The 16881-nt window shown below is 39.5% G+C and carries 17 protein-coding genes; 7 read left to right on the forward strand and 10 right to left on the reverse strand.

The genetic code is table 11. The features are described 5' to 3' along the window. Positions 1 to 28: 28 nt before the first annotated feature. A complete protein-coding gene (locus H6G06_RS18505; RefSeq protein ID WP_190562771.1) occupies positions 29 to 1078 on the reverse strand; it encodes a nitrilase-related carbon-nitrogen hydrolase in 1050 nt (349 codons plus the stop codon). A 136-nt stretch (positions 1079 to 1214) separates the two neighbouring features. Here H6G06_RS18505 and H6G06_RS18510 point away from each other — a divergent pair, with 136 nt between their 5' ends. Beyond that, positions 1215 to 2183: a DUF1152 domain-containing protein gene (locus H6G06_RS18510; RefSeq protein ID WP_190562772.1), complete on the forward strand. Its 969-nt coding sequence runs from the start codon at positions 1215 to 1217 to the stop codon at positions 2181 to 2183. Between the two features lie 30 nt (positions 2184 to 2213). Here H6G06_RS18510 and H6G06_RS18515 read toward each other — a convergent pair whose 3' ends face one another. Together H6G06_RS18515 and H6G06_RS18520 are read right to left on the reverse strand one after the other, a co-directional pair. Then, complete coding sequence (locus H6G06_RS18515) at positions 2214 to 2636, reverse strand: NlpC/P60 family protein (protein WP_190562773.1); 423 nt, start codon at positions 2634 to 2636, stop codon at positions 2214 to 2216. A gap of 163 nt (positions 2637 to 2799) precedes the next feature. Continuing rightward, on the reverse strand, positions 2800 to 3039 hold the full coding sequence (locus tag H6G06_RS18520) for a hypothetical protein (RefSeq protein ID WP_190562774.1): 240 nt from the start codon (positions 3037 to 3039) through the stop codon (positions 2800 to 2802). Positions 3040 to 3091: 52 nt separating this feature from the next. Between H6G06_RS18520 and H6G06_RS18525 the strand changes: the two genes are divergently transcribed. Next, positions 3092 to 3955: an isocitrate lyase/PEP mutase family protein gene (locus H6G06_RS18525; RefSeq protein WP_190562875.1), complete on the forward strand. Its 864-nt coding sequence runs from the start codon at positions 3092 to 3094 to the stop codon at positions 3953 to 3955. Positions 3956 to 4263: 308 nt separating this feature from the next. Here the strand turns inward: H6G06_RS18525 and murG are convergent, their stop codons facing one another. Further along, complete coding sequence (gene murG / locus H6G06_RS18530; RefSeq protein ID WP_190562775.1) at positions 4264 to 5337, reverse strand: undecaprenyldiphospho-muramoylpentapeptide beta-N-acetylglucosaminyltransferase; 1074 nt, start codon at positions 5335 to 5337, stop codon at positions 4264 to 4266. A gap of 85 nt (positions 5338 to 5422) precedes the next feature. Here murG and H6G06_RS18535 point away from each other — a divergent pair, with 85 nt between their 5' ends. After that, positions 5423 to 6235 carry a Cif family virulence factor gene (locus H6G06_RS18535; RefSeq protein ID WP_190562776.1) on the forward strand — a complete coding sequence of 271 codons (813 nt, stop codon included), beginning with the start codon at positions 5423 to 5425 and terminating at the stop codon, positions 6233 to 6235. Between the two features lie 291 nt (positions 6236 to 6526). Here the strand turns inward: H6G06_RS18535 and H6G06_RS18540 are convergent, their stop codons facing one another. After that, positions 6527 to 7111, reverse strand: coding sequence for a hypothetical protein (locus tag H6G06_RS18540; RefSeq protein ID WP_199306785.1), 585 nt, complete (start codon positions 7109 to 7111; stop codon positions 6527 to 6529). 396 nt (positions 7112 to 7507) lie between these two features. Here H6G06_RS18540 and H6G06_RS18545 point away from each other — a divergent pair, with 396 nt between their 5' ends. Together H6G06_RS18545 and H6G06_RS18550 are read left to right on the forward strand one after the other, a co-directional pair. Beyond that, positions 7508 to 8296, forward strand: coding sequence for a TIGR01548 family HAD-type hydrolase (locus H6G06_RS18545; protein WP_190562777.1), 789 nt, complete (start codon positions 7508 to 7510; stop codon positions 8294 to 8296). Between the two features lie 148 nt (positions 8297 to 8444). Next, the gene (locus H6G06_RS18550) at positions 8445 to 9833 is read left to right on the forward strand and encodes a cytochrome P450 (protein ID WP_190562778.1); all 1389 of its coding nucleotides are present in this window, start codon (positions 8445 to 8447) and stop codon (positions 9831 to 9833) included. Between the two features lie 137 nt (positions 9834 to 9970). On the opposite strand, the gene H6G06_RS18555 is transcribed toward H6G06_RS18550, so the two are convergent. The 4 genes from H6G06_RS18555 to ruvB all read right to left on the reverse strand — a co-directional run bounded on the left by H6G06_RS18555 (position 9971) and on the right by ruvB (position 14825). Next, positions 9971 to 11524: a cytochrome P450 gene (locus H6G06_RS18555; RefSeq protein WP_190562779.1), complete on the reverse strand. Its 1554-nt coding sequence runs from the start codon at positions 11522 to 11524 to the stop codon at positions 9971 to 9973. A 207-nt stretch (positions 11525 to 11731) separates the two neighbouring features. Then, on the reverse strand, positions 11732 to 12532 hold the full coding sequence (locus H6G06_RS18560; RefSeq protein WP_190562780.1) for a tetratricopeptide repeat protein: 801 nt from the start codon (positions 12530 to 12532) through the stop codon (positions 11732 to 11734). Between the two features lie 107 nt (positions 12533 to 12639). Next, positions 12640 to 13458 (reverse strand): FkbM family methyltransferase, encoded by an 819-nt coding sequence (locus H6G06_RS18565; RefSeq protein ID WP_190562781.1) that lies wholly within the window; start codon positions 13456 to 13458, stop codon positions 12640 to 12642. 251 nt (positions 13459 to 13709) lie between these two features. Beyond that, entirely contained in the window at positions 13710 to 14825 is a 1116-nt protein-coding gene (gene ruvB, locus H6G06_RS18570) for a Holliday junction branch migration DNA helicase RuvB (protein ID WP_190562783.1), read from the reverse strand. Positions 14826 to 15001: 176 nt separating this feature from the next. Between ruvB and hisF the strand changes: the two genes are divergently transcribed. Then, the gene (hisF, locus tag H6G06_RS18575) at positions 15002 to 15775 is read left to right on the forward strand and encodes an imidazole glycerol phosphate synthase subunit HisF (protein WP_190562785.1); all 774 of its coding nucleotides are present in this window, start codon (positions 15002 to 15004) and stop codon (positions 15773 to 15775) included. A gap of 103 nt (positions 15776 to 15878) precedes the next feature. Further along, positions 15879 to 16070: a hypothetical protein gene (locus H6G06_RS18580; protein WP_190562787.1), complete on the forward strand. Its 192-nt coding sequence runs from the start codon at positions 15879 to 15881 to the stop codon at positions 16068 to 16070. Positions 16071 to 16221: 151 nt separating this feature from the next. Here H6G06_RS18580 and H6G06_RS18585 read toward each other — a convergent pair whose 3' ends face one another. Further along, positions 16222 to 16605 (reverse strand): hypothetical protein, encoded by a 384-nt coding sequence (locus H6G06_RS18585; RefSeq protein WP_190562790.1) that lies wholly within the window; start codon positions 16603 to 16605, stop codon positions 16222 to 16224. Positions 16606 to 16881 lie beyond the last annotated feature (276 nt).

Raw genomic sequence — 16881 nt, forward strand, 5'->3', positions numbered from 1 at the left:
AAACAGGGAACAGGGAATTACTCATTGTTCAAATTATCCCTAATTTGGTGAGGCGTTCAATAGTTTCTTGTTGGGTTTGGATGAAATGTTTACGGTCTATGTTGCCATTCAGCATGGTATTAGGGGGGTAAAAATGTGACTTGGTGTAACTTTCGGCGTAAAGTTCAAAGCGTTGACGGGAGAGTAAATTATTTAAACCTGGTCGTTGGCGATCGCTCCTTAATCCTGCTAAATTAATCTCAGCGAATGCTGCCATACTTTCACCAGCACCTGTTTCTGCTAATACAATGCCTCGATAATCAATAATTTTAGAACCACCATCAACAGAGGCGCTAGGTATATAACTATTAACTATACCTCCTGTATTGGCTGACACGACATAAACCATATTTTCTACAGCACGGGTAATTTTAGCAGCATCTTTAGGCGTGAGATTTTTACTATAAACTTCTGATGTGGGGTGCAATAAAATTTCTGCCCCACGCATGATTAAACAACGGGCAACTTCTGGATATAAAATTTCCTCTGATGCTAAAGTTGCTAAATTACCAATTTCCGTTTTTGCAACTGGGAAAACACCCTCTAACCCGTAACATTCAAGGTATTTATCCCAGACATCATGAGGTGTGGGTGCAAACATTGAATTTAAGCGCCGATAGCGTAAAATAATTGAGCCGGAGGGGTCAATAATAAAGCAAGTTTGAAAATATAAACCAGGAAAATTTGGTTCTAATTCATAAGCATTACCAGCTAAAAATATTTTATGTTTTTGGGCAATTTTACCAAGTGCTTCATACTCAACTCCTGCCATTTCTAAACAGGCTTTTTCTGCCCATACTTCTAGAGATTCTCCCATCGGAAAGCCTGTAAGGAAGTATTCAGGGAGAACTATTAAACGACAGTCAGCACCTATAAAAGCTAGACTAGCAGCAATTTGTTTTTCCAAGCGTTGAATGGTATTTTGAATAATTAAACGGGCTTCAGTCGGACTTGCTTGGTTGACTGCATGACAGGTAACTTGTAATGCTAAAGCGCGGAATGAGTCGAGAGAATGAGTGTTACAATTGTTAGTTTCCATATACCTTTTATGTTGAGTTTATTAAAATTTGTTACAAATCTTATTCGGGAACATGATGATTTTGCAGCAAACAGCACTATTAGCATAAAATTCTCTTGTGTTTATTGACAACTTTTTTCTGATTATAACCAGCATAATGAACTTAAATATACCAATTATAAAGCAACTCTCTGAGTGCAGAAACTTACTCATTGCAGGGATGGGAGGTGGCTTTGATATTTTTTGTGGCTTACCGATTTACTTTGAGTTGCGACGGTTGGGGCTAAAAGTGCATCTTGCTAATCTTAGTTTCTCTAATATTGCATTTTCAAAATCTGCCAAACTTCAACAGACGATCCTATTAACAGAAACCTTGGTAGGTATTACATCGGAAACAGAAGAATTACCCGTTTATTTTCCTGAACTTTATTTAGCGCAGTGGTTTAAAAAAGAATTGAACGAAGCAGTTACCTTATGGTGTTTCAAAAAAACAGGTGTGTTACCTTTACTAACTAACTACAACCTACTAATTGAACATCTCTCTATTGATGGTATTTTGTTAATTGATGGTGGAGTTGATAGTTTAGCACGGGGTGATGAAGCCAATATGGGAACTGTAACGGAAGATGCTGTTTCCATAGCAGCTGTGAGCAAACTAACTCAAGTTCCTTTGCGGTTAATCGGATGCTTGGGTATGGGTGCAGAACGAGATATTAGTCATGCCCATATTTTAGAAAATATAGCGAGTTTAGCTAATTCAGGCGGTTTTTTAGGTTCTTGTTCACTCCTGAAACAAATGCAATGTTATCAAAACTATGAAAAAGCTTTGTTATATGTTCAGAGTCAGCCACAGCAAGAACCTAGTATTATTAACTCATCTATTATTTCCGCAGTCCAAGGGCATTTTGGAGACTATCACCTTACATATAGAACCAAAGGTAGTCAACTATGGATTTCACCCTTGATGTCGATATACTGGTTTTTTGAATTATCTACGATTGTAGAGCAACATTTGTTTTTGTCTGAACTGTTTTTAACTGAGACAGTAGCAGATGTCATCCAAGTAATGCTAAAAGTTATGCAAACCAGACCTCGACGAATAGCTGATAAAATTCCCTTAGTTTAAATTGTATTATTTTAAATTAAATTGTTGCCATTACACTATATAAATAGGAACATTAAACCAGGGATTATTCTTGTCAGAAACTTGCAATTGAATGACTTTTAAATAATTGGGATCAGCTTCAATCCAAGTTTGATTACCTATATATGCTAATGTATGTGTACCATCTTGAGTCACAGCAATATCTCCTGGTTGGATTTTTTCATGATCTAATTCATTAATACTATTAGCTTTCATAATTACCTTGGTTTTATTTCGATATTCTGAGGCTAAAGCTTCAGCAGAAGCATCAAAAAACCAGATGGAAATTCCTTCTCTAATTAGTTGAGGGTTAAGAGAAAGTAAACCATATTTTAAATTTGCACCTACTAATCCCTGTCTCACTAAACCTGAGCAATCAATCCCCAGTTTATTTTCCCCACCCCAAAGATAATTAGTTCCTAAAAAGCTATTCATTTCTTGCACGTAATATTCTCTGAGAACATTTGGTTCAAATTTATGCCCAGGTAGAATGGCAATTAAAATACAGATTAAGTAAGTGGGCGTTAAAAATTGTCGTTATGACAAGGGAACAGGGAACAGGGAACGGGGAAGAGGGTTTTGGTGAATTTACTTTTTGTTACATACTTCGGTTTTTTCCCGCCGACTTACTTAGACAAATCAAAATATTTATAAACCGGATAATCGGATGATGCCAGAATAAAACTAATGCTCCCAATACAATCCCAGCTATTAAACATACTGTAGCTAAACGAAGAATACCATAACTAACAGGAGCTAAAAGCAAAACTACTAAAAAGAACCAAGACAAATTCCACAGATAAAATAAATAACGGCGTTGCTTGATGGGAAATAGCATTTTTATGACTCCGTAAGGTAATATTTAAGATAGTAACTTTATGATTGTTGTTATGTCTACTTCCCAAAAATTGCGGGAATTACTCGCACGTCCTGAAATTATTGTTATTCCCGGTGTCTATGACTGTCTGAGTGCGAAGTTGGTAGAACAAACGGGTTTTGAAGTTGCTGCTACCAGTGGTTTTGGTATCGCTGCTTCTACCTTGGGTTTACCTGACTATGGTTTTCTCACTGCTACAGAAATGTTTTATAGTGTAGGACGGATAACACAATCAATTAATATACCCTTAATTGCCGATTGTGATACAGGATATGGTAATGCTTTAAATGTGATGCGGACTGTAAAAGATGCCGTACAAATTGGGTTAGCGGGGATAATTTTGGAAGACCAAGAATGGCCAAAAAAATGCGGTCATTTTGAGGGTAAGCGAGTTATTTCTATGCACGAACACGCGGGAAAAATTCGTGCTGCTGTAGAAGCAAGGGGTGATAGTGGTTTGGTAATTATAGCCAGAACTGATGCCCGCGCACCTTTGGGTTTAGAAGAAGCTATTAAACGGGGAAAATCTTACATCAATGCAGGTGCAGATGTGTTATTTATCGAAGCACCTCAATCTGTGGCAGAATTGCAAACCATAGCTGCTGCTTTTCCTCATGTACCTTTAGTAGCTAATATTGTGGAAGGTGGAAAAACACCAGAAATGACTACAGCAGAATTACAAAAATTAGGTTTTAAAATTATCTTTTTTCCCCTGACTGCGCTGATGGCTGTAACTGAGGTGATGAGTGCTTGTTTTCGTCATCTCAAAGAACAGGGAAGTACGGCTAATTTAACAGGTTTGATGAATTTTCAAGATTTTCAAGAATTGATAGGAGTTCCCAAATATCTGCAAATTGAAAAAGAGTATATAGTTTAATAAAGAGTGATATCAAGCCCGGTTGATAAGTTATAATTACCGGCGTTGCTGAATTAGGATATGAAATTGAAAAATCAATGATTTCAAACTCTTACTCTCTGTGACTGGAGCGCCTCTGCGTGAAACAAAATCATACTCTTAATCAGCAACGCCTAATTACCATATCTGTGCAGAAATGGGTAAACTCTTTTTTCACCTACTCCCTTCAAGAAAGCTCCCCTTCTGCCTTAATGATAAGTCTTTAACCGGACACGATATAACTCCTGAATTCTGCTGGATCTGAAAATATCGGCAGTTTTCACCTTTGATTAACTTGTCAATATTTCCCGCACCAAAGCAGCCAACTTATCAGCACTATCAGGAGATGCGATCGCTTTTGCCTTCTCTCCCATCCTTGCCAAATCTGCTGGAGATTGCAACAATTCTAACACCTGCCTTTGCAAAATTTCCGGTGTCAACTCCGACTGTTTAAAATTTAAAGCCGCACCAACATCACTAAAAACCGCAGCATTGAAAGATTGATGATCTTCAGCCGCAAAAGGATAAGGAATCAAAATAGCTGGTGTACCACAAACCGCCAACTCTGTTAAACTGCCAGCACCAGAACGACTAATAGCTAAATTAGCCCGTCGTAACAAAGCCGCCATATTATCGTAAAATGGTAATGCTATGTACTGGGGATGTTGCAGACTATCTGCATCTGGATCTCTATCACCTGTTAAATGTACTATATAAGCACCAGCATCAAACCAAGCTGGAGCAGAACGGCGCACTAATTGATTAACCGCCACCGCACCTTGACTACCGCCAAAAACCACAATTAAAGGAACACCATCAGGAATAGGTAAATCTAGACCATGATCAATTCCTTGATCCAAGAATTGCGATCGCACAGGAGTACCCACACAGACAGTTTTAGCACGGGGTAAATACTGGGCAGCCACATCAAAACCCACCGCTACCGCACTGCACCATGGTCCAAAAAATCGCGTTACCTTACCAGGTAAAGCATTAGATTCATGAAAAACAATCGGTAAACCCAAAGAACGAGCCGCAATCACCGCAGGCCCGGCAATATAACCCCCTGTAGTAAATAACCCCTGAAAATTTCCTTGTTTGAGAATACGTCTCACCTGCAAAATCGCACCGATGAGCTTAAACAAGATACCCACAGAGGAAAGACTCAAACCTTGCTGAAACCCTTCTACAGCGATCGTATTCAAAGGATATTGGCTAGGGACAAGCTGAGACTCAAGTCTGGTGGGGACACCAAGCCATTCAATTTCATATTCTTGTAATTTATCAGCCAGTGCGATCGCTGGAAACAAATGTCCACCAGTCCCACTAGCAGCTATTAATAATTTTAACCGTGCGTTTGCCATTGAAAGCTATACCATTTAGCGCCTAGCTTATCTAAGATAAAACAAATTCCTGACCTTCTGTGATCAAATCAGTAAACTATTACCAATGACTAAGATTATTGCTTTATTAATGAAACACAACAAAACATTTACTGCCAGTATTTCCCTGTTGTCCTTCCTACTGACACTGGATTTAACCAGTAATGGGCTATTTGCTCAAGCTGCTAAACCGGAAAATGCTCCCCCAGCACTCAAAAACCTACTCACACAAATTGACACAGCCTCTAGCCGAGGTGATATTAAAGGCGTAATGCAATTTTACAGCCCCAATTTCACTCATGGCGATGGACTAAACCGCCAAACTATGGAACAAGCTTTGAAGTCTTTCTGGCAGCGGTATCCTCAACTACGCTACAGCACAAGACTGCAATCTTGGAAATCAGAAGGCAACGCCATCATTGCAGAAACAGTCACCACCATCACAGGTTTACCATCTTCTAACAGTAATAATCTAGCTCTCAATGCGACGATTACTTCCCGCCAGCGCATTACAGGTACAAAAATCCAGCGCCAAGAAATTTTATCAGAACGCACCCAACTTACCTCTGGCAACAAACCACCCCAAGTAGAAATTAAACTGCCACAACAGGTAAAAGCTGGGCAGAAATATCACTTTGATGCTATTGTCCAAGAACCATTGGGCAATGATCTCTTGTTGGGAAGTGCCATAGAAGAAAACATCCAACCAAGTAAATATCTCACCCCCACACCAGTAAATTTAGAATTACTCAATGCTGGTGGGCTGTTTAAAACTGGACTCGCACCATCTACCCCCGGACAACAATGGATTTCTGCGGTCATTCTTCGTAATGATGGGATGACAATGATTACTCAGCGTCTACAAGTAGTGAAAAAGTAGGACTGAGGCTGCTATTAAAGGTTAAAAGATAAAGGTAAATTACAGCATATTGCAGGTTAATGAGGTACAATTTTTAATCACAAAGCCTTGCACTAAAAGGGTTTTACTGCTCATAGCTGACCGCTGATGACCAAAAGGTGCTGTGTTACCCTTTTTACCTTTATTGTTTTGCTCATTTGCTCAAGATTTGTTTGCTTAAAGTGCTTTAAAAACGACAAAATGCAAGGAGTAAAGACCGGAAAAAATGAAAATGATTTTCAAGTAGCTATTTAATAGACTACAAATATCTAACTATCGCCGTCCATCAGGATTCCATGTTTCAAGAGCAATGTATTCGTTCTGCACCAAATCCAAAGGCTCAATCGCACCGCTAGAACTAGATACTCTGAACCAATAAACTGGACTAGTAATGTCATTAGGGTGATTTTCAAAGACTTTCACTATATAAAAAGGTGCATCGAAAGTGGGGGAACTATCAACAACTGCTGAAACACGTATACTCCCTTTAGAAAGGGTTTCAATTTCTCTGGCTTTGCGTTGTACTTGTGGTAAATTCCAGACTGAGTTGAAAGCTTTTTGCTTATCTATTTTGATGCTAGGGTAATAAGCCTTCACAGCAGTAGCTTTGTTTGCTTGAGTTAGAGATGGTGAGTAAACTAAACTTTGGTTAAGATGATTTTGATAAAGTTGATTGAGCGCGTATCCTCCTAACGCTCCTACCACAAAGGTAACAATTAAATGGTAATAGGTTAATGGTTTCTGAGGATAATAGCTGAATTGTTTCTTATGGTAATAGGTTAATGGTTTCTGAGGATGATAACTGAATTGTTTCTGAGGGTAATAGGTTAATTGTTTCTTAGTGTTACTCCTAAGCATATTGATGCACCTCCGTAATTGTGTAATCTTAATTCCTGTATAACTATGATACCAGGGGTTTAACCCCCTATATGGAGCCTTGACAAGAATCCTGACGTTGTTTTACTTAGACAGATGGGATTTACGGCATAAATTTTTTACCTTTTGTTTGGCTACTGGAGGATACATAATAGCGATCCCCACTGCTACCATCCTATAGCCAATCTTAAATTTGTGGGTAAGGGTCTTTGTCCAAGTAGCAATGATCCCCATTGATATCGTGTCCGGTTGAAGACTCATTCCCAGCACGGAGTGAAGACAGGCCAGATGCAGAAATTTGTTTATTTATCAGGTCTAATCAATTAAAATCTATGGTTAATTAGGACTAAACTCTGGAAAATATTAATTACTGTTCCCATGACCAAACAAACAAATGCAATCATTGTTTTCGATATTGATGGTGTGATTCGTGATGTTGGCGGTTCTTATCGTCGCGCCATAGCAGATACCGTAGAGCATTTTACTAATCGGGTTTATCGTCCTACAGATGTAGATATTGACAATCTTAAGTCTGAGGGAATTTGGAATAATGATTGGGACGGTTCTCAAGAATTAATTTACCGTCACTTTGTTAGCCAAGGAAAGACCAGGGAACAACTACAATTAAATTATGAAAAGATTGTCACCTATTTTCAATCTCGTTACCGGGGTACAGATCCAGAAAATTGGAATGGGTATATTTGTAATGAACCTTTATTATTGCAACCACGATATTTAGAAGAACTCACACAAGCAGATATTAGTTGGGGATTTTTTAGTGGTGCTACTCGCGGTTCTGCTACTTATGTTTTAGAAAAACGTTTGGGTTTAAAATCTCCGGTTTTAATAGCTATGGAAGATGCACCAGGTAAACCTGATCCTACCGGACTTTTTGCGACTATTAATTTATTAGAAAAGGGATTTGATAAAAAACAAACGGTGATATATGTGGGTGATACAGTAGCAGATATGCACACCGTCGAAAAAGCAAGAAATTTGGATAGTTCTCGGAAGTGGGTGGGTGTGGGAGTTTTACCACCTCACGTACAGGAAACAGCAGCAAGACGGGATGCTTATGTTGCAACACTGATGAAAGCAGGAGCAAAGATAGTATTTAATAATGTGCAGGAATTAACACCAGTAAAAATTCAGGAGTGGGAAATATAGCAGAAGTCAGAATTTAGAATATTTGTTTGCATTAGCAATATATCTATATTCTTGATTCTGAATCTTGACATAGAATAAACGAAATCATGGGTGTAGACATCATTGGTTGATAACAATCTTGCTTTGAATTATGAGGAGATAAATCACAATGGCTACATTTAAACTGCCCGATGGACCTCAAGACCACCCTTGGGTACAGACTTTCCACTGGTTGAAAAATCCTTTGGGATATATGGAAGAATGTGCGGAAAAATACGGTGAGATCTTCACTTTAAGAATTGGACCCGTTTTTAAACCGCAAGTATTCATCAGCAACCCCCAAGCCATTCAACAGATTTTTACCACTGATACAAAACAGTTAGATTCTGGGGAACCAGCGGGGATTAAAGCCCCTTTATTGGGACAACAATCTTTATTAGCACTAGAAGGAAAACCTCACCAACGTCAGCGCAAATTATTAACTCCTCCTTTACACGGGGAAAGAATGCTGGCTTATGGTGATTTAATCCGCGAAATTACACAGCAAGTCACTAATAAATGGCAGGTTGGAGAACCATTTAATGTCCTTTATTCCATTCAAGAAATCTCTTTTGAGGTAATTTTAAAAGCTGTATTTGGTTTACAGGAAGGTTCACGTTATGAACAACTAAAGGAATTACTGTTAAAAATTCTCAATCCTGAAAAACCTTTTGTGAGAGGAATGATGTTACTTTTTCCATCATTGCAAAAAGATTTAGGTGCATGGAGTCCTTGGGGTAAATTCCTCCGGTTAAAAGCTGAAATTGACACACTGATCTATGCAGAAATAAAAGAACGTCAAGAAAAACCAGATCCATCTCGCACTGATATTTTATCTTTAATGATGGCTGCGAAAGATGAAAATGGTCAACCCATGAGTGATGTAGAATTAAGAGATGAGTTGATTACTTTGTTGATAGCTGGTCATGAAACTACTGCAACTTCTTTAACTTGGGCGCTTTACTGGGTTCATCGTTTCCCACAGGTGCGAGAAGAACTATTGCAAGAATTGGATAATTTGGGTGAAAATCTAGATGCTAATGAGATTTTCAAATTACCCTATTTAAATGCTGTTTGTTCGGAAACATTGCGATTATATCCAGTGGCAATGTTGGCTTTAAATAGATTGGTAAAATCACCGTTGGAAGTGATGGGTTATAATTTAGAACCTGGAACTTTGGTGATTCCTTGTATTTATTTAACCCATCATCGAGAAGATTTATATCCTGATTCTAAACAGTTTAAACCAGAGCGTTTTTTAGAACGTCAATTTTCTTCGACTGAGTTTTTACCGTTTGGGGGTGGAAACCGTCGTTGTATTGGGATGGCTTTTGCACTGTTTGAGATGAAGTTGGTCTTAGCAACGGTTTTATCTCAATGGGAGATGGAATTGGCTGATACTGAACCAGTACAACCAGCACGGAAGGGCGCTTTATTGGGTCCATCTGGGGGTGTGAAGATGGTTGTGAGGGGGAGAAGAGAGGAAAGTCAGCGAGTTTTTGAGACTAGCGTTAGTTGAGGTGTTTGGGATGCGTTAGCGTAGCTGACTGTAAGTATCGCTTAGAGTACAGAACGAATAAAATCAATTGTGATAACCTCACCATAGGCAGTGTGTAACTTTATCAGACGCTACCTATCGCGGATCACTCATATTACCTATTTTCTCAGCCGAAAACGTACTGGCATTCTATCAGATGGATAAATCAAAAGGTTCTGCTGTAACTCTTCCACAGATGAACGACCATTAACCAACTCCCAGTCGAAATAACGCAACAGTAGCGCCAGCATCACCGTTGCTTCCAGCATTGACAGATGCTCACCCAAGCAGCGATGAGAACCTGATCCAAAGTCTATCATTAGCAGTTGACTACTTTCCTTGTTTTTCTCTAGCCAACGCTCTGGTAAAAATTCTTCAGGACGAGAATAAACTTCTGGATCTCGCCCAGCAGCGAGCATTGACCAGAATATTTTCGTACCACGAGGAATCACCTGACCCTCAATCACAATTTCTCGTGTGGCTTCTAATGGCGCTGAACCAGAAGCAACGGAATAAAGGCGCAAGGTTTCCTTGAAAATAGCACTGATGTAACTCAGTTGTTTGAAGCTATCTGTATTAATACCACCTTGATTTTCCCACACTTGATCAACTACAGCCCGTGCCTGTTGAAAAACCCTTGGATTTAAGGACAACTCTGCCACTGCAAAGGATAAACTATGGGCTGTTGTGTCAGTACCAGCTATTAAGAGTTCAATAGCTTCTGCTATCAGTGATTCCCGCTTATAGTTTGGTTCTTTGGCAGCTATTTTCACTAACATTGATTCCTGGAACAAAGAACTCACCTGTTCTAAATCGGTCTTGTTTTGTTCTCTCATCTGCAAAGCTAAATCTACACGGGGACTAAGAAATTCCTCTACATATCGCCTTGCTGCCCAATAATCTCGTGAATTTTTAGTTGGCAAATATTTCTTCCATATCTTCTCGCCAGTTGCTACCCGCAAGAAACGATAGCTTAAAATAGACATCGCTTCGTATACCTTGGCAACATCAAGGGGTTGACCTTCGGGACTAACAGTTTTTCTGTCTACAGGAATGCCCAGTACCAAAGAGGAAATTACCCTCATTGTCAGTTCTACAAACAGAGGATCTACCTGAACCTCTTTTGATAGACCTGCCTCCTGAATATTTTCAATTACTTGTTCACAGGCTTGATTAATAAGATCAACATATTTGGAAATACCGCTAGAACTAAACTCAGGATTCCAAGCTTTACGTCGCCACTGCCATTCATTGCCGTTTTGACCCAAAAGAATTGGTCCGCCGATGTCGTTCCAAGCTGTGCTTGTTCGCTGGGATCTAATTAAGCTACCGTCTCTCATGCCATTGACGATGGTGTCTTCGATCACTTTTGTCCGGCTCAAAACAACAACGGGTTGGCCAGCCCAATAAACATACATCGGTCCTAGTTCTTTGCTCCAATCAAATAATAATTGAAAGAATTTCTTTTGTTTTACTGCTGCCAATACTTGAGGAATATTTTCTAACAGCCAGTGTTTGGGAGGAGAAGGAAGGGACTCTAGTGATTTGTAAGCGTTTTTTTGTTTCCACCACCGCCAACCAAGTATTCCTGCTGTGCTACTAATGCCTAAGACTGTGGCTAAATTTAGAGATGAGGAAGAAACAGCAATCTGACCAGCAAGTTCTTGAAACATAAATTTCCTTTCAAAAAAGTTTTATGGAATTATCAACCTGCTGTTAATATTCCGTTTTTCTGGTTAATTATAAATATCATGTAAATTTATACCAGAAAATGTATACTTATGGGAATAGTAAAGCGAAAATTAAGCGATTACGCGAAGCGCACTGCCGTAGGCGATCGCTCTCTTGTTTCCTATGTTTCCCAGCAATCGCCAAAAATCTTACTGTAATTTCAAAAACTTATCCAAAGCCGCTACCAAACTAGGAGGCCAACGGCGGATATTTGTTACCCAATTTATATCTTTATAACGAGCATCAAGTCCGTAAGCTGCTACCCAGTTGCTTTCAGCTTCCCCTTTGTTACCTCCAACCCAATAAGCAGCGGTTAAAGCAGCACGCATATCCGCAAAGCGGGGATATTTACGGACTATATTCCGCATTTCGCGGATGGCTTGATCTGTTTGACCTGTTTCATACAGTGCTAGGGCATAATTAGCACGAGCAAAGGCAAAGTTGGGAGCAATTTCTGTGGCTTTTTGATAATCTGCGATCGCTTCTTCCCATTTTCCCAAACCTGTTCTAGCGTTACCGCGATTGTTATAGGCCATCGCATCTTTCGGATCTAATTCTAGAACATGATTATAATCTGCGATCGCTTCTTCCCATTTTCCCAAACCTTCCAACGCTGTCCCCCGATTTAAATAAGGGTCAGTGACATTAGGTGCTAATTCTACAGCTTGGTTATAATCTGTCAATGCAGCTTGCAATTTATTTTGACTTACCCGTGAATTACCGCGATTACTCCAAGCACCTGCATTAGTGGGAAACTTTTCAATAATCTGGGTCCAATAGCTTTCCGCAGTTGCAAAATCACCATTATTAGTGGCTGCAAACGCTTTAGTTGCTAACTCATCTCCTAATTGTAACTCTTCGGCAGTGATTGTTTGGGTTTGTGCCATCACTGGTGTACAAAAGCCAAACACCAGTAATATACTCAGGAAAATACTGATTAATTTAATCATTGATAAGTAGGTTATGTGCAGTAAAATCAATGATAAAACAATCTTCAATCATTAGTAAATAACAACATACCCAACTTCTCTATGAATTCGGGTATCTGAGACTTTTGTCACCAAGCATACAAACTAAAAATGTCAGATCCATTTAGTATTGGTTCTTGTTCAACTGTAATATTTGCAAATCCTTTATCTTTCAACAATTTACTGATCTTGTCTAACCTAAAATCTAAATTATGTACTTCCACAAATACTTGCTTAATCTTTTTCCAATCCTCAGCTTCAATACCTAATATCACATCCAGTTCACTTTTTTCTACATCAATTTTGAGTAAATCAATTTGCTCAATTTGATGTTCACGGATAATTTCTGATATAGTTTTTAATTTGCCATTAACTTCCTTTCCTTGGAAAGCGGTGTTTAATTTATGATTGATAATGCGTGAAAATAAAGAATATGGCAACCATCGTAACCAAGAAATAGGAGCAGGGAAATGTTGAAAATTTGCTATACTTATCTCTTGCAGTTTATCTATTTCTGCTTTTTCAGTAATAGGATATGCTGTAGAACCTAAAGTCATATTTGGATAATAAGTAAATTTTACATTACCAGGTTGCAGCGAAAGTCCACAAGCAAATAATCGGAAATTTTCCGGAATAAAACGCTGAACATTAGCATTTAAGACTTCATAAATATCAGGTATGGGTTCAAAGGCATAAATATTGATTTTATGATTAAACTTTTTAGATAACCAAATTGTAAATAATCCAATATTTGCACCAACATCAAAAACTGTATCGCCTTCCTTTACCTGAATACCATATTTTAAATAATTCTGTACTTCCTGATACATTAATTGTGCTTCGTCCTTTTGTAGACAAAAGATTTTCATTCCATTGGGAAGACGAGTTTCTGATATTAAAGTTGACATTGAGATAGAGCTTTTAGCTTCAAAAAATCATACCTAAAAAATTATACTCCCTAAATTTACAGTTATAAATTTTTCCACCCACCTGACTTGAAAATAAGACCCCACCCCTAACCCCTCCTCGCAAGCGGGGAGGGGAATAAGAAGTTTTTCATCGTGTCCTGGTGTACGCAGTTCATGATGGCTACTTAACAAATCTCATGATTTTAGATCCCGACTTTTGAGAGAAGTCAATGATCTGGATGTTGATGCGCTTACAGCAATGATAACTGCTCATTAGGTGGTTTAAATCCCATGTGTTGATATGCCGTTTTTGTCGCTATTCTACCTCTTGGTGTCCGGCTTAAATAACCTATTTGCATTAAATACGGTTCATAAACTTCTTCTATGGTTTGGGTATCTTCCCCAGTCGCTGCGGCTAGAGTTTCTAATCCCACTGGACCACCATTAAAGTTTTCAATGATTACACTTAACATCTTTCTATCTGTCCAATCTAACCCACAGGGGTCTACTTGGAATAGTTGCAATGCTTCCGCTGCTATCAGTTGATTAATTTCTGTATGGGATTTCACTTCAGCATAATCACGTACTCGTTTGAGCAATCTATTTGCAATCCGGGGCGTTCCCCGTGAGCGTTTGGCGATTTCCGTAGCGCCTTCTGAGTTAACTGGAGTTTGTAATAATTCAGCAGTGCGGAGGACAATTTGACTGAGTTCGTCAACTTCGTAAAATCGCAGTTTTTGAATTAAACCAAAGCGATCGCGCAAAGGAGAAGTTAACGCCCCGACACGGGTTGTCGCTCCCACCAAGGTAAACTTAACCAAAGGTATACTTCTAATCTTGGCACTCGAACCTTTACCGACAGTAATATCTAAGCGATAATCTTCCATTGCCGGATAAAGAATTTCTTCCGTCATCCGCGAAAGCCGATGAATTTCATCGATAAACAGCACATCACCCGCTTTGAGACCAACCAATAACCCGACTATATCCCTTGGTCTTTCCAAAGCTGGGGCGCTGGTAATTTTATAATTTACCCCCATTTCCGAAGCTAAAATCATTGCCATTGTGGTTTTACCCAAGCCAGGAGGACCATACAGCAACAGATGATCCATGACTTCACCCCTAGACTTAGCTGCTTTAATGGCAATATCTAGCACATCCTTTAAGTCTTTCTGTCCGATGTAATCAGCAAATCGCTGAGGTCGAATACTCTCTTCCTGCTTACCTTCTTCATCAATAGCTGCTTGAGGTTGCAGTATTTTTTCCTCGGTAGGTACTGGCTGAGAAGGCGCTTTAGCCGACTCCCGGCGCTGTTTTGGCTGTCCGTCTGGTTCTGGGGACTGTTTTTTTGAGGAGTATATCGCCATAATTCCGCTATCTTAACTTAGGGACTGGGGATTGGGGATTGAGGATTGGGGAGATCGATGGGTATTGGGGAAAATAACTAATTATCTCTTCCTTATCACCTGTCACCTGTCACCTAATTTCCCAATTGCCTTTACAATTTAAATTCCGAACAATTACCAAAAATAGAGAAATTGCTATGTTATCTAAAAGAATTTTACCTTGCTTGGATGTCAAGGCGGGACGAGTTGTCAAAGGAGTTAACTTTGTAGACCTCAAGGATGCGGGTGATCCGGTAGAACTAGCCAAGGTTTATAACGAAGCCGGTGCGGATGAGTTAGTGTTTCTGGATATTACGGCGACTCATGAAGACCGAGACACGATTATTGATGTGGTTTACCGGACTGCTGAACAGGTCTTCATTCCGCTGACTGTGGGGGGAGGTATTCAAACCTTAGAAAATGTTAAAGGTTTGTTACGCGCCGGCGCTGACAAGGTTAGTATTAATTCTGCGGCCGTCCGTAACCCAGATTTGATCAATCAAGCGAGCGATCGCTTTGGTAATCAGTGTATCGTTGTTGCTATTGATGCCAGACGAAGACTTGACCCCAACAACCCTGGTTGGGATGTATACATACGTGGAGGGAGGGAAAATACTGGCAAAGATGCCTTACTGTGGGCGCAGGAAGTAGAAAAAAGGGGGGCTGGTGAATTGCTAGTAACAAGTATGGATGCAGATGGCACTCAAGCCGGATATGACCTCGATTTGACGCGTGCGATCGCCCAATCTGTCGAAGTTCCTGTGATTGCCTCTGGTGGTGCAGGAAATTGTGAGCATATTCACGAAGCTTTAACCGATGGCAGAGCAGAAGCCGCATTATTAGCATCTTTACTACATTATGGGCAATTAAGCGTGGCGCAAATTAAAAATTATTTGCAGGAAAGATCAGTTCCAGTCCGTCTCCCTTGCTGATCCCATGCCCTAGCAACCAATTCCATCCCTCTCAGGTTAGACACAGTTAGCCAAAACAATGTTAATATTACTTTACTAGTATTAAGAAATATTAAGAAAAAATATGTTGATTCCTATTTTACTTTTTGATGTGGCGCTTGTAGCCTGGTCCCTGCACCTGATGGAGAAAGCCTACGAAAATAAAGAATTTTCGCTGATGCTCGCTGGTACATTGGTTGCCCTAGCGGCTGCGGCGATGTTGGTAGTTTATTTCTTAATGGGACACTGTATGAGCTATTTATTACAAGTGTCTTAGAGTCAAGAGTCAGGATAAAGAGATAATATTTACCCCAGTTTCCTTAACAATTAATTAAGATCCCCGACTTCTTAGAGAAGTTGGGGATCTCAGTATTCAGTATTAAATTTTTTAAATCGAAGCTCCTTATCTAGAAAATATGATATTCCAACTAAACTGGTAAAGGTGCTAAACCATGCAACTGACGCACAGCATTAAGGCAGGCTGGACAATCACAGCCAAATAACTTGATAGCCTCATCACTTTCTGCTTCCGTAAATATTAGTTCATCTGCCTGATTTTGTTCTAGATTTTGTTCAGGTTGAACTTGTGCTAGTTGCATCGCAGGTTTAGCGGTTGTGGGAGTAGCATTATCTACCGATATACATACTTGACGCACATTTGCTGAGTGGGGAGAACGCACACAAGAAAGATGAGTACCTACAGGGGTAACTGTTTGACTAGCGTGAACTGGTCTAGCCATCATGACTGTAGATAGCATGGACATAAACACGACGGGGCTAGAAAGCAAGGCTAAGATAAATTTTCTGTTCATCTGCTTCAAATAACTTTGTCAATAGGGAACCAAACCAACTTTTTCAGATAAATTGGTTCTGAATCAGTCCATGTTATACAAAGTCGCTGCAAATGTCGCAGTTTTTCAATAGAAACGATAGAATTTTTCTATATTAGCCTGGGCGATGAGAAATCGTAGCGATTAGAAATCGCAGCTACAGAGTCAAAAACCACCTGAGTGGGTTTCAAAACCTTGATCAGAAATCCAATAAACTCTAGTAGAAAAGACGTAGTACCTGTGTCAAATGTTGTGATT

Origin of the sequence: Anabaena sphaerica FACHB-251 (genome assembly GCF_014696825.1) — a bacterium.
In the GTDB taxonomy this organism is placed as follows: Bacteria; Cyanobacteriota; Cyanobacteriia; order Cyanobacteriales; family Nostocaceae; genus RDYJ01.